Source organism: Lentzea tibetensis (assembly GCF_007845675.1).
In the GTDB taxonomy this organism is placed as follows: Bacteria; Actinomycetota; Actinomycetes; order Mycobacteriales; family Pseudonocardiaceae; genus Lentzea; species Lentzea tibetensis.
This window is the reverse complement of the sequence record NZ_VOBR01000038.1, coordinates 59,091-72,926: the sequence shown is the minus strand read 5'-3', so window position 1 is coordinate 72,926 and position 13,836 is coordinate 59,091. Positions and strand designations below refer to the sequence as shown.

The 13,836-nt window shown below is 70.3% G+C and carries 8 protein-coding genes; 2 read left to right on the top strand and 6 right to left on the bottom strand.

Annotated features, from left to right (window positions below; all coding sequences use genetic code 11):
* Window positions 1-959 precede the first annotated feature (959 nt).
* The 5 genes from FKR81_RS38420 to FKR81_RS38400 all read right to left on the bottom strand — a co-directional run bounded on the left by FKR81_RS38420 (window position 960) and on the right by FKR81_RS38400 (window position 8,985).
* On the bottom strand, window positions 960-3,890 hold the full coding sequence (locus tag FKR81_RS38420) for an AfsR/SARP family transcriptional regulator (RefSeq protein WP_146359484.1): 2,931 nt from the start codon (window positions 3,888-3,890) through the stop codon (window positions 960-962).
* Between the two features lie 135 nt (window positions 3,891-4,025).
* Window positions 4,026-4,988, bottom strand: a complete 963-nt coding sequence (locus FKR81_RS38415; RefSeq protein ID WP_146359481.1) for a hypothetical protein — start codon at window positions 4,986-4,988, stop codon at window positions 4,026-4,028.
* A gap of 362 nt (window positions 4,989-5,350) precedes the next feature.
* Entirely contained in the window at window positions 5,351-6,544 is a 1,194-nt protein-coding gene (locus tag FKR81_RS38410) for a cytochrome P450 (protein ID WP_146359478.1), read from the bottom strand.
* A gap of 77 nt (window positions 6,545-6,621) precedes the next feature.
* Window positions 6,622-8,493, bottom strand: coding sequence for a glycosyltransferase (locus FKR81_RS38405; RefSeq protein ID WP_235922157.1), 1,872 nt, complete (start codon window positions 8,491-8,493; stop codon window positions 6,622-6,624).
* Between the two features lie 105 nt (window positions 8,494-8,598).
* Window positions 8,599-8,985, bottom strand: a complete 387-nt coding sequence (locus FKR81_RS38400) for a DUF6542 domain-containing protein (RefSeq protein WP_146359475.1) — start codon at window positions 8,983-8,985, stop codon at window positions 8,599-8,601.
* A 34-nt stretch (window positions 8,986-9,019) separates the two neighbouring features.
* Here FKR81_RS38400 and FKR81_RS38395 point away from each other — a divergent pair, with 34 nt between their 5' ends.
* A complete protein-coding gene (locus FKR81_RS38395; protein WP_186763419.1) occupies window positions 9,020-10,096 on the top strand; it encodes an LCP family protein in 1,077 nt (358 codons plus the stop codon).
* 498 nt (window positions 10,097-10,594) lie between these two features.
* On the opposite strand, the gene FKR81_RS38385 is transcribed toward FKR81_RS38395, so the two are convergent.
* A complete protein-coding gene (locus FKR81_RS38385) occupies window positions 10,595-12,913 on the bottom strand; it encodes an ATP-binding protein (protein ID WP_146359466.1) in 2,319 nt (772 codons plus the stop codon).
* 141 nt (window positions 12,914-13,054) lie between these two features.
* Here FKR81_RS38385 and FKR81_RS38380 point away from each other — a divergent pair, with 141 nt between their 5' ends.
* Window positions 13,055-13,834 (top strand): STAS domain-containing protein, encoded by a 780-nt coding sequence (locus FKR81_RS38380; RefSeq protein ID WP_146359463.1) that lies wholly within the window; start codon window positions 13,055-13,057, stop codon window positions 13,832-13,834.
* The last annotated feature ends 2 nt before the right edge of the window (window positions 13,835-13,836 follow it).

Below are 13,836 nucleotides of genomic sequence, written 5' to 3'. Positions count from 1 at the left end.
GGAAGAGAACCTGCCGGCCCGATAGGGGTACCACGCCGCACCCCAAGTCAAGGCCCAATCGCCAGGTGCCCACCACCCCGCTGACTGCGGACACGCACACTCCTTGCCTGATCACACCGGCCCACCTGCCGTCGGACTCGCTTTCCGCAATCACACCAACCCGCCTGCCGTCGGACTCGCCTTCCGCAGTCGCACCGACCCACTTGCCGTCGGACTCGCCTTCCGTAGACGCACCGACCCGCGCGCCGTCGGGCCCGCCTTCCGTAGGTGCACCGGCCCACCTGCCGTCGGGCCCATCTGCCGTAGACGCACCAACCCGCCCGCCGCCGGACCCCGCCAGCTCGACCCACCCGCCGCTGGGCCGCCTCCCGCCCGACATGACACACCCCTGCCCTGCCAGGCCGCCGCTCACGGCCGCGAGCGCGCTCACGCGGGCGTCCCCCGAACACGAGACCCCCCGAACCGATGCTCCCAGCCAACACCGACAATCCCCGGCCCCACAGGCAAGTCCGCCGCGAAACCGGGGGTGCGACAGCCCGCAACATCTGCGGCGCAACGTGGCCCCCGGCGAGCGAAGCGACGCCCAGCACACCAAGCAACCCACCACGAACCGGCAGAAACCAAGAGAGCACCGATCAAACCGGCAGGCACCAAGCGAGCCCGACGAAACCGGCGCGTACCAAGAGAGCGCGGCGAAACCGGCAGGTACCAAAGAAAAGAGCGCCCGCCGCACTAGCGACCCCCGCACTGCCAACCGGGCGCGGCCCCCGAGCACAAACCGGCAGCCAAATGATCCCAAGCATCCGGACGGCCGGGGCGGGGAGGGGCTCGCTGATCAGGCGCAGCCTTGCCACATCGAGAAGTCCCCGTCAAGGCAGCTTTTCCGCCTTGACGGGGACTTCTCGATATGGCGACCGTGAGGTGATCAGCGAGACCCTCCCCGCCCACCACCAAAACCCTCACCCGATGGAGGTCCGCAACTCCTCGACCTCAGCGTGAAACCCAGCCCCCTCAAGCACATCCTCAGCCGACCGCCACCGCTCGAGAGCCTCATCCCCACGCCCAGCACGGGCAAGCGCATCCCCCATGCACCGCAAGGACCGCCCCAACTCGGGAGGCAACTTCAACTCGGTGGCCAACTCGAGAGCCAACCCGGCCAACCGCAACGCTTCATCAGCCGAGGTAGCGAGCTGACTGTTCAGCCGCCAGACCCAGATCTTCCCGACCCGATCGTCCTGCTCCTCGAAGAAGTCCCAGGCGACCCGCAACTGCTCAGCGGCCAACGACGCCATCCCGGACCGCACCAGCGTGTCCGCGAGGAACAGCCGGATGTTGGCGGCCATGTCCGGATCACCGAGCTTCTCGGCAGCGGCCAGCGACTCCCGCAACAGCGAAGCCGACTGGTCCAGCTCGCCGGTGAACTGGTGCAACCGCCCCAACTCGAGTGTCGCGGACAGCTCGGAAGCCTCGTCGCCCAACTCCTGAGCGATCAGCCGTGCCCGGCCCAGGTACTCCTGCGCCGCGGTCAACCCACCGGCCCGGCGCTCGATGGCGCCGAGCGAGCACAGCACCTCGATCTCGCCGTGCGGGTTTCCGGCGGCGACGAACCGGGCCATGGCCTCGCGGTGGGCGTCGCGGGCAGCGGCTTCGCGGCCGCCCCACTCGTGCATCCACCCGAGTCCGTACCAGGCGTAGCCCTCGAACCAGGCGTCGCCCAACTCCCCGAAGGCGACCTGGGCGGCGCTGAAGTCGGCTGACGCGCCGTCGAACTGGTTGCGGCGACCGCGCAGAATTCCTCTTTGTTGCAACAGGATCGCCCGCGCGCGGGAGTCGCCGAGGTCAAGGGCAACCGCGTTGACCTCGGCCCAGTCGTCGAACCGGGCGCGCAGGTCGCAGAACGCAGCGGACCGGATGGCCAGAGAACAAGCCAGGGACGAGAACCCGAGCGAGGCGCACTGGGACACCGCGGCCTGGATGTTCAGCCACTCGGCGTCGAACCACCCGATCGGGTCGCCCCACTCGAAGCGCTCCAACGCCTGCGGCTCCAGCCGCAGCGCCGAGTGCGGGATCTCCGCGTCGGCGCGGGTCACGAGGTCGAGCAGGTGCGTGAACAGGTCACGCAGCGGCGCGGAGCAGTCGGGGGCGACCTCGCGGCCGTAGGCGCGCAGCAGGTCGTGCAGGCGGTACCGGACCTGGCCGATCCCGTCGCGGCCCGCGTAGTCCACGAGCCGCGCGTCGACCAGTGCCTCGATGTGGTCCTCGGCGTCGTCGACGTCCATGCCCAGCAACGGACCGGCGACCCAGGCGGGGAAGTCCGGCATCTCCAGCACTGCCAGCAGGCCGAAGGCGCGCTGGTGCGACTCGTCCAAGCCGTTGTAGGTCAACGCCAGACTGGCGCGCACATCGAGGTCGCCGACGACGAGCTCGTCGAAACGGCGTCGTTCGTCGGACAGGCGGCTGGCGAGCTTGGCGAGCTGCCAGTGCGGGCGCGCGACCAGGCGGGCGGCGCACACCCGCAGCGCCAACGGCAAGCGGCCGCAGTAGCCGGCGATCGACTCCGCGGCAGCGGGTTCGGCCGCGACGCGCGAGTCGCCGACGGCGGCGCGCAGCAGGTGCAGCGCGTCGTCGGGAGGCATCACGTCGAGCGGCACGAGGTGGGCGGCGTCCAGACCGGCCAGTGCGGCGCGGGAGGTCACGAGAGCGGCGGCAGCGGACGTGCCGGGCAACAGCGGACGCACCTGCGCCTCGTTGACCGCGTTGTCCAGCACCACGAGCACCCGCCGGTCGGCGAGGCGTTCGCGGTACAGGTCCACCCGGTCCTCGATGGACGAAGGGATCGCGTTGCCCGGCACCCCTAGCCCGCGCAACAGGCGGTCGAGAGCGGCCGCGGGCTCCACCGGCCGCTGCTCGCCACCGCGCAGGTTCAGGTACAGCTGGCCGTCCGGGAAGCAGTCCCGCACCGCGTGCGCGACGTGCACGGCCAGCGAAGTCTTGCCGACGCCACCGGGGCCGGTGATCGTCCAGGTGCCGCCCGCGCGCAGGCCGTCGGTCAGCAGCGCGACCTCGGGCACGCGGCCGGTGAAGTCCGCGACGTCCGGCGGCAGCCACGTCGGGCCGGACGCCGACACGGGCACGGTGACCGGTGCGGCTGAACCCGCCAAGACCTCCATGTGCAGGCGGCGCAGATCAGCGTTCGGGTCGATGCCGAGCTCGTCGGCCAGCACGTCGCTCGCGCGCCGGTAGACGTCGAGCGCCTGGGCCTGCTGACCACCGCGGTGCAGGGCGAGCATGAGCTGGTACCAGAACCGCTCGCGCAACGGGTGCTGGGCGACCAGGGCGCGCAGCTCGTCGACGAGCTGGTCGTGCCTGCCGAGCCGCAGCTCGACGTCGTTGCGGCGCTCCAGCGTCTCCCAGCGCTGCTCGTTCAACCTGGCCGCGTCGCCGTGCTCGAGGCGTTGCGACGGCACCTGGTCCAGCGCGGGCCCGCGCCACAACGAGACCGCCTCGCTCAGCAGCCGCGACTCCGTCTCCAGGTCGGTCGCCTGCTTCGCCTGCGCGCGCAGGGTGCGAAACCGGGCCAGGTCCAGCTGGTCGTCCTCGACGTGGATCGAGTAGCCGGTCGGCCAGGTGCGCACGACCTGGCGGTCGGCGAGGTCGTCGAGCGACCCGCGCAACCGCATCGCGTAGGTCTGCAGCGTCGCCCGCGCCGCCCCCGGCGCGTCGTCGCCCCAGAGGTGGTCGATCAGCTCGTCGGACGGGACCGGGGTGTTGGCCCGCATGAGGAGCGCGGCGAGCAGCACCCGCTGTTTGGCCGAGCGCAGTTCGACCACTCGACCCGAGTCCAGGACCTGCAGTGATCCCAGTACTCGGAACTCCCAACGCCACCCCATGCGGCGATACTAACCAGGCCCAAACCGGTTGATATTTCAACTGTCAGAGAAGTGTCAGCGGCCTCGTGCAAGCTCGGCTCAGCCGGTACCTACCGCAAGGTGCCGAGGGTGGGGTTGCGGCAAGGCCCCCCAGCTTCACGCCGCCCCACGAGCGCTGCCGACGAACTGAGCCAACCTCTCCGCCAGTTCGTCGGCAGCGCGACTCCCGCTGAACTTCTCCGCCTCCGCCTTGAGCGGGCGCATCCGGTCGCGCGTGCGCACCGACCGGATCGGCCCGGACAGCGAGATCGCCTGGCTGCCCACCTCGTACGCCGCCTCGGCGTCACCGCGCAGCAGGTGGCTCATGGACAACGCGGCGAGCCGGAACGACTGGCTGCGCGAGGTGTTCGCGCCCGCGGACGAGATGGCTTTGGTGAGCAGTGGGATGGCGGTGCGCGCGTACTTCACGTCGCACGAGCGGGCCAGCTCGGTGTGCACGATGCCGCCGATCGACACGAGGTCCGCCTCGTCGAAGAAGCGCGCCCACGGCGGCGGCTTTTCATCACTCGATCGAGCGAATTCTTCCTGCGCGCGGCCGAACTGCCGCAGCGCCTGCTTCTCGGCGCCCATCTTCGCGAACGCCCACGCCTCGTTGGCGTGCAGGATGCTCACCGCGAGCAGCGATCCGCTGGCCTTCGCGATGGGCAGGCCGCGCTGGAACGACGCGAGCGCGTCCTCCGCGAGGTCGTAGTGCAGGTGCACGCGGCCCATCCGGTAGAGGATGTCGGCCTCGAGCGCGCTGCTCTTCGCTTTCTTCGCCAATTCCATGGCCCTGCCGAAATGGGCGTGCGCCGATTCCAGCATCCCCAGGTCGAACGACGCCCAGCCCGCGAGGTTGTGCAGGTCCGCGATGGCGACGTGCAACCGGTCCCGCACCGCGTCGGAGCCCTTGGCCTCCAGCATCGGTGTCGCCCAGCCGAGCAGGGCGATGGCCGCGTCGCGGCACGAACCTCCGCCGTACTCGTGGTCGAGCGCCCGCAGCGAGCCCGTCAGTGATTCGACGTGGCGCACATCGGCGGCATCGACCCGAGTGGGGAGTGCGCTTTCGTCACCGAACATCGCTGGTCCTCCTGACGCGCACCGGGCACCGTCGTGGGGTTACCCGGAGTACGCCTTCGTAATCGCCCGCGCCGGTTCACGATCCCGCCGTTGAGCCCGTGCGGACAGAGCCTTTGGACTCCGACCGTCCGGTAGCCGAGAAACAGCAGCGCGGCCACTGCGACTCTGCAGTGGCCGCGCCTACGATCGTGGATGCGCAGCGTGAACGGGAAGAGGCCACACAGGTGTCACCGAATGGCCACCCCGGTATTCCTCCGTGTCGGGTACTGGACCGGCCGTCACCGATTCGGCCTACCGGCGTCACTCAACCAGGTTGATTGCGCGGCCGGGGCATCGATATGCGGCCGCGCGCACCTCGTCGCTCACCACACCACCGGGACCCGCGCGGGGCCGTAGGTCAGGGTGTCCGTGCGGTACGGCAGGTCCGCGGCGGGTTCCGCCAGCTTCAGCGCCGGGAACCGGGTGAACAGGCTGCGCACCATGATCTGCAGCTCGACGCGGGCCAGGTGCTGACCGAGGCACTGGTGCGGGCCGAAGCCGAACGCGACGTGAGGAACCTGCTCGCCGCCGAGGTCGAGCGCAGCGCCGCGCGGGCACATCGCCTCGTCGAAGTTCGCGTACATCGACGCGGCCACCCACTCCCCCTCCCGCACCAGCACGTCACCGACCTGGACGTCCTCGGTCGCCCTGCGCACGAGCCCGCCCGCGCCGATCGTGATGGTGAACCGCAGCAGCTCCTCGACGACGGCGTCCACCCGCGACACGTCCTGGTGCAGCAGCTCGAGCTGCTCGGGGTTCTCCAGGAGGGTGAGCGCGAAGAGGCCCATGAAGTTCGACGTCGTCTCGTGCCCCGCGACCAGCAGACCGATGGCCAGGTTGAGCAGCTCCTCCACGTCGAGGTTGCTCTCGGTGTCGTTGGCGAGGACGCCGAGCAGGTCGCCGACGTCGCCCGCCGCGCGCTTGCGCTCCATCTCCTCGTGGATGACGGCGCCGAGCTCGACGGACAGCTCCTCGTACTCCGACGCCGGGTTGAACAGCCCGAACATCGCCTTCGCGGTGCGCTGGAACAGGTCGAGGTGCCCGTCGGGCACGCCGAGCAGCTCGGCGATCACCAGTGACGGCACCGGCAGGCACAACGCGGACATCAGGTCGGCAGGCGCACCCGCGCGTTCCATCGCGTCGAGGTGCTGGTCGACGATCTCCTGGATGCGCGGGCGCATCGCCTCGATCCGCTTCACCACGAACGCGCGCGCCAGCGGCCTGCGCAACCGCAGGTGCTCGGCACCGTCCCTGATGATCATGTTGCCGGGGCGGTCGATGCCGACGACCGACTCGTCCGGGCGCATCTCCGGGCCGTCGCCGTCCTTCCACGCGGTGAAACGCCGGTCGGACAACATCATCCGGACGTCGGCGTACCGGGTGAACAGCCAGGACTCCACGCCGTTCGGGAAGGTCACCCGGCGCGCGCCGGCCGCGGCGATGTCAGCGAGGCCGGTCGGGGCCTTCAGCGGATGCGTGCGAGTGGTGGGCAGCGGGCACACAGCGGGTTCGGTCACGGAGATCCTCCAATAGAACAAAAATGTTCTGTTCCCGATGACCGAAAGTAGCGCACCCGCTACGCACTGACGAGAGTTCAGGCGAGCAACTTGGCCGATATGCCCGTTCGCTGGACGGACTGCCACCGCAACTGCGTCCCATGCAGCGCCGTGACGAGGGACTGGATCACCACGAGGTACATCAGCTGCCGATAGACCACCTGCTGCAACGGATACGCCCACAGCGGCCGCAGCGGTTCCCCGTCGAGACGCAGCGCGTAGCCCGCACTCGCCGTCTGCAGCAACAGGAACACCGCCCAGACGATCACCGCGGCTGGCGCGTCCGCGACGAACGCGCCGTAGACCACGTACAGGTCCATGACCGGCGCCAGCAGCGGCAGCAGGAGGTGGAACGCGAGCAGGTAGATCAGCCCGAACCGGCCCATCCGGCCGGCCTGACCGCGTTCCAGCAGCGCGCCGCGGTGCTTCCACATCGCCTGGAAGGTGCCGTACGACCAGCGGTAGCGCTGCCGGTAGAGGCCGCGCACGGTCACCGGCGCCTCGGTCCACGCCCGCGCGGACGGCTGGTAGGCCACCCGCCAGCCCGCGCGCGTGACGGAGATCGTCAGGTCGGTGTCCTCGGCGAGCGTGTCCGAGCTGACGCCGCCGACGTCGCGCAGCGCCTCACGCCGGAACGCGCCCACCGCACCCGGCACGGTCGGGATGCACCGCAGCGCGTGCAGGATCTGTCTGTCCAAATTGGACCCGGCGCAGTACTCGAGGTGCTGCCAGCGGCCGAGCAGGCCCTGCCGGTTGCCGACCTTCGCGTTGCCGGACACCGCGCCGACACCGGGGTCCTTCAGCGGCTGCACGAGCTGCGCGATCGTGTCCGGCTCGAAGATCGTGTCGCCGTCGAGCAGGACGAGCACGTCGTGGCGTGCCCGCTCGATGCCCGCGTTGAGCGCGCCCGGCTTGCCCCGGTTGGCCTGCCGGACGACGTGCACACCAGGCAGGCCGAGCTGCTCGACGAGGTCGGCGGTGCCGTCGGTCGAGCCGTCGTCGACGACCACCACCTCGACATCCGCGAGGTGTTCGTTGGCCGCGATCGACCGCACGGTGGCGACGATGTTCACCGCCTCGTTGAAGGCCGGGACGATCACCGAGACGGCGGGCGTGATCGTCGTCTCGTCCGCGGCCTCCCTGCGCAGCCTACGGTCGGTGTGCGCGAGACCGAGCTGCATCAGCGTCCGCAGCAACCCGAGCAGCGCGGCGATGCCGATCGCGGTGCCCAGCACGACGAGCACCAGGTCGCCGTTGCGCTGCGACCACGCGGTGACGGCGCCGGTGATCCGCTGCGGCGCGTCCGCGGGCAGCGTGGCCGGCTGCGGCGCGCCGACAGCGACCACGTCGAGCAGCTCGCGGGTGATGTCGATCGCGATGCTGCCGTCGTCGTGCAGCCGGACCATCCCGGCCTCGTGCCCGCGGATCCCGCCGACGATCGCGCCCAGGTCCTGGAGCCTGCGGTCGCCGCTGTCGATCTCCTTCGGCGCGCCGACGAGTCGCGTGCGGACACCCGCGGCCTCGGCGAGCGCGGCCTGCGCGTAGGCCAGGTCGAGCGGGTCGCGCCAGTCGCCCTCCTGCCGGAAGCCGTCGATACCAACGGCGTGGCCGTCGGCGAGGATGCGCCGGACGAGCTCGGGGTGCCGGGTGACGTTCGTGCCGACGAGGAAGAACGTGGCCTTGACGTCGCGCTGCTTCAGCAGTTCGAGCAGTCGCGGTGTCCACTTCGGATTCGGCCCGCCGTGGTAGGCCAGCGTCAGCACGCCGCTGAACGCGACGTGCGTGGCCGGTGGCGGGTCGACGGGTTCGGGCAACGCCGTCGCGTGCGCGTGGAACGACAGCACACCGAACAACATCACCAGGCCGAGCGAGATCGACACCCAGTGCAGCCACGGTGGGCGTCGTCTCAAAACTCCCCCAGCAGCGTGCTCGCGACCAGCACCGCGAACGCCACCATGCCACCGGCCAGCGAGGCGCTCAGCAAGCGAGCGCCGACCCGTCTCCAGCCGGTTCCGTCAACGAACACCTGCACTGCTGTCCCCCAGTCGCCTCGTCGCGCGGAAGAGCGCGACGAGCACGCCGACACCGACCGCGGCCGCGAGCCACGGGAACCCGTGCACCAGCCACGGGACCGTGTTCGCGGCGAACTCCTTGTTGCTGCCCCACAGGTTCTGCTGCCGCCACGCCGTGTTGCCGACCATGAGCACGACGAACACGACCGGTGGCGCCGGTGCCACCACCCAGAGACCGACCTTCCGCACCGTCGCGGCCGCGAAGAGCGCACCGGCGACGAGCCACACGCCGAACGGCCAGCCGAGGTCGTCCCCGTCCACCCAGATGCCCACCTGCGCGAAGACCGCCATCACGGCGAGCGCGACCAGGCTGGGTATTTGCACCCCCACGGCCATCTAGAATATGCCAGGGGGTGGGGGAGCAATGCGCCGACGTGCGCGTCGTCACGGGCTGGTGCTCGTCCGTGCTTTGTGGATCGTCATGTGTGCCGCGCTGCTGGCGGTGTCCGGCGTCGCGTGGTCGACCGTGTCGGAGCTCGAGGCGGGCGTCGAACGGTCGTACGCCATTGCGCCGGATGCGCCGAAGTCCCAGAACGCGGTCAACATCCTGATCATGGGCCTGACCACGCGGCTCGACCTGCAGGGCCAGCCGCTGCCTGACGACCTGCTGCAACGCATGCGCGCCGGCGAGAGCGACCGCGGCGGCTACAACGCGAACACGTTGATCCTGCTGCACATCCCGCGCGACGGGTCGGCGGCGGTCGCGATGTCCGTGCCGCGCGACAACCTCGTCACGCTGTCCGGTGTCCCGTCGGGGCCGCAGACCGGCAAGATCAAGGAGGCCTACGGGCGGGCCAAGGAGCTCGAGGAGCGCAGGCTGCGTTCGTCCGGTGAGGACGACGCGCGGGTGCTCGAGCGGGCCGGGCGCGAGGCCGGGCGGCGGGCGCAGGTGCTGACCGTGTCGGCGTTCCTGAACGTGCCGATCGACCACCTGGTCGAGATCAGCCTCGTCGGGTTCTTCCACATCGCCACCAAGCTCGGCGGGGTCGACGTGTGCCTGAACCGGGCCACCCGTGACGACATGTCCGGGGCCGACTTCCAGGCCGGGCCGCAGCAGTTGAACGCGCCGCAGGCCCTGTCGTTCGTGCGGCAGCGGCACGGGCTCGCCAACGGCGATCTCGACCGGACGCGGCGGGCGCAGGCGTTCCTGGCTTACCTGGTTTCTCGTCTCAAGAGCGCTGACGTGGTGGCTGTGCGGGCGTTGATCGACGTGGCCAAGGAGGACGTCGTGCTGTCCGACGGGCTCGATCTCGTCGGGCTGGCCGAGCACCTGCCCTCCGAGGTGCGGTTCCACACGTTGCCCGTCGAGGGCGGGGCCGTGGTGGACGGGCAGAGCGTGAACCGGGTGGATGAGCGGCGGGTGCAGGCGGCGGTGTCCGATCTGACCGCGCCGGCCGCTGTGCAGCCGCAGCCTCCGCCCGGCATTCCCTGCGTGGACTAGCTGGCTGCGTGCAGGGCGAGGCCGCGCGCAGGGGGCGAGGCCGTGCCACGGACCAGCCATGCCAGGGCCAGTCGGTGCCAGGAGCCAGTGGCCAGGCCGTGCTCAGAGGTCAGCCGTGTCAGGGCCAGCCGTGTCAGGGCCAGCCGTGTCAGGGCCAGCCGTGTCAGGGCCAGCCGTGTCAGGGCCAGCCGTGTCAGGGCCAGCCGCGCGCAGGGGGCGAGGCCGCGCGCAGGGCCGAGGCCGTGCCAGAGGCCAGGCAGTGCTCACGCAGGCGTCCCCGCCAAGGGAACCCCTGATTTGATTCTCCCAGTGCACACCGACAATCCCTGACCGTGAAGGCAAGTCAGCCCTGAACCCGACGTGCAAGTTCCGCCGTTCGGCTACGGCGTGCAAGTTTCAACGCTCGATCTCGGCGCGCAAGCTTCACCGCTCAGCCTCGGCCCACAAGCGTCACCGCTCAGCCTCAGCCCGCAAGCCTCACCGCTCGACCTCAGCCCGCTAGTTCCGCCGCTCAGTCACCCACGTGGCGATCTGCGTCCGCGAAGTGAACCCGAGCTTCTGCAGAATCCGCTCCACGTGCCCCTCAGCGGTCCGCCGAGCGATCACCAGCTGAGCCGCGATCTCCTTGTTGGACATGCCGTCGGCGATGAGGTCGGCGACCTGCTGCTCCCGCCGCGTCAACGGAGTCCCGTCCCTGACCGGTGCGAGCTCCGGTGCCGCCCGCTCGTCCCCGATCGCGTACGAGATGGCGTCTTCGAGCCCGAGGTCCATGCCCGCGCGGAAAGCCGCGCGGAAAGCGAGCTCGCCGAGCGCGTTGAACGCGGCGGTCTCGCACTCGCCGTGCGGTGCGCCGAAGTAGCGCGAGCCGAACATGGGATAACCGACCGACTGCCAGATCTCGTTCGTGGCACCGAGCAGCGTGGCCGCGCGGGTGGCGTCGCCCTGCGAGGCGGCGATCCACGCGAGCAGCTCCATGCCGAGCACGAGGCCGAGCAGGTCGTTGAACGTCCGCTTGAGGCGCAGGCACTCGCGGCCGAGCGCGTCGGCCTTCTCGACCTCGCCGCGCGCCCACGCGCAGAACGAGAGCACGTAGATGGCGTAGGCGTAGGCCCAGTGCTCGCCGTGCTCCTCACCGATCGCGCGGGCCTCCTCGCACAACGCCTCGGCCCACGGGAAGTCGCTCAGGAACATCGCGGCGATGCCGAGTTCGACGGCGGCGAGCATGGTGTGGCTGTTGACGATCCCGAGACACCAGTACCGGACGCGGGACTCCTTGAACAGCTCGACCGCGACGTCGAGGTCGTCGCCGATCAGGTGGGTGCACGCCATCCGGTGCGTCGAGTAGGCGAGCGCCGCTTCGTCGCCCACCGCGAGTGCGTACTGGCGGCACTCGTCGAGCATCCGGACGGCGGCGACGAGGTCGCCCTGCAGTGTCGCCACGTACCCGTTGACCCACAACACCTTCGCGCGCTGCGGGCCAGGTTCGACCGCGAGCGCGAGCGCCCGGTCGAGCCAGTGGCGGCCTTCGCCGAGCACTCCGCAGCCCGCCCAGTAGTACGACAGCGTGCCCGCGAGGTGCGCGCCGACGAGCGGGTCGTCGGCGGAGAAGCAGAAGTCCAGCGCGGACCGCAGATTCGGGTGCTCGAGCCGGGTGTGCGCGAAGATCTCCGCCTGCGCCGGGCCGAACCAGTCCCGCTCGCTGCGCTCGGCGACCTCGACGTAGTGGTCACGGTGGCGCACACGCACATCGTGCTCCCAGCCCGCCGCGCGCAGCTTCTCCCTGCCGTACTGGCGCAGCGGCTCCAGCAACCGGAACCGGGTCTGATCGTCGTTCTGCTCGCGCACCACCACCGACTTGTCGACCAGTCCGACGAGCAGCTCCAGCACGTCGTCGGGCCGCACGTCGCCGCCGCTGCACACGTCCTGCGCGGCACCGAGGTCGAACGTGCCGGAGAACACCGACGTGCGCGCCCAGAGCGTCTGTTCCTGCATGGTGCACAGGCGATAGCTCCAGTCCACCGCCGCCTGCAACGTCTGGTGCCGCGCGATGCCGCCGCGCTTGCCCGCCGCGAGCACGCGGTAGGTGTCGTCCAATCTGGACACGAGCAGGTCGAGCGTCAGCACGCGCAACCGGACCGCCGCGAGCTCGATCGCGAGCGGGATGCCACCGAGCAGGTGGCACACCTGTGCGACCTTGTCCTGGTTGTGCGGCGTCACCGCGAAGTCCGGCTCGACGGCGCCCGCGCGGTCGGCGAAGAGCGTCAGCGCCGGGTAGATCGAGGCCGCGCCGTTGGGCAGCGGGAGGTGCGGGTCCGGCAGCGGCAACGGCGCGACCTGCCAGAGGTGCTCGGCCGCGATGCCCAGTCGTTCCCTGCTCGTGGCGAGCACGCGAAGTCCCGGCACCGAGCGCAGGAGCGAGTCCACGATCTCCGCGCACGCCTCGACGAGGTGCTCGCAGTTGTCCAGCACCATGAGGAGCTGACGGTCACGCAGGTGTTCGACGAGGACGGTCCGGTGGTTGCGACCCGTGTCATCGTGGACGCCCAGCGACTCCAGCACGGTGTGCACGATGAGGTCGGGATCGGTGACGTCCGCGACCTCGATCAGCCAGACGCCGTCAGGAAAGGCTCGCCTCAGTTCGGCGGCCGCGCGCACGGCCAGGCGGGTCTTCCCGACACCGCCGACACCTGTCAGAGTGACCAAGCGCGATTCGGACAGCAACCGCTTGACCTCGGACAGGTCGTGCTTGCGGCCGACGAAACTAGTTGCGTCAGCAGGCAAATTGCCCTTGCGCCCAGGCATCACCGCAGCACCCACAGCCGAACCCTATGGGCGTCCGGCGAGCTGGGGCAACGCGGTCCCCCGTACCGACTAACCCGAAACACGGGTAGTTACCCCCTAGTCGTCTCGTGCGCTGAAACAGGAGCCTGCCCTGGAGTGCAGTGGGCTGGAGGGATCATGGGGAACGACGACAGGCTGAGCATCGACATCAGAGAGCAGAACGGGGTGCTGGTCGTCCGCCTCAACGGGCGGCTCGACTGGTCGACCTACCTGCGGGTGCAGGACGTGCTGCTGGACTGCGCCACGAGGGAGCTCGTGGGCGTGGTGGTCGAGCTCGACGACCTGATCGCCGAATCCCCCGCCCTGCTCGTGGTTTTCGACGTCGTGTGGCTGTCCGCCGCACGCTGGCCCGGCATCCCGCTGATGCTCGTCGTGTCGGACCACCAGCTGCGGTCCACCCTGGAGGCACGCGGCCTCCCGCGGCACATCCCGTGCTACTCCAGCACCCAGGCCGCGCTCGCCGCGGTCGTGCGGCTGCGCCAGGAGGACCGCGTCGACGCCGCGCTGCCCACGTGCCGCTGCCAGCCGCACGTCGCGGAGCGCATCACCGAGCGAGCGTGCGAACGCTGGGGCGTGCAGTCGCTGCTGGACGTCGCGCCGCAGGTGGCGGTGGAGCTGGTGAGCCACATCGAGGACAAGCAGCCGGTGTCGCTGCTGCTGCGGATGCGCGGCGACAAGATGTCCGTCGCGGTGCGCACGTACTCGCGACTCGACCTGCGGCAGTGGAACACGATGCGCCGCAACGTCGCGTCCATCGCGGTGTGCAACTTCACCATGGGCGAGACGCCGGCGGGCGGCGGCAGGCACGTCATCTGGACCGTGCTCGACGTGCCGGTGGACAGCCAGCGGCCCCCGAGCTATTTCCCGGAGGCCGCCGTCTTCACCCACCAAGCCTGACG

What these genes read in the sequence shown, in the direction of transcription:
- FKR81_RS38415 (WP_146359481.1), bottom strand. Translation starts at nt 4,988, where the DNA reads ATGTTCGGTGACGAAAGCGCACTCCCCACTCGGGTCGATGCCGCCGAT.
- FKR81_RS38380 (WP_146359463.1), top strand. Translation starts at nt 13,055, where the DNA reads ATGGGGAACGACGACAGGCTGAGCATCGACATCAGAGAGCAGAACGGG.
- FKR81_RS38395 (WP_186763419.1), top strand. Translation starts at nt 9,020, where the DNA reads ATGCGCCGACGTGCGCGTCGTCACGGGCTGGTGCTCGTCCGTGCTTTG.
- FKR81_RS38420 (WP_146359484.1), bottom strand. Translation starts at nt 3,890, where the DNA reads ATGGGGTGGCGTTGGGAGTTCCGAGTACTGGGATCACTGCAGGTCCTG.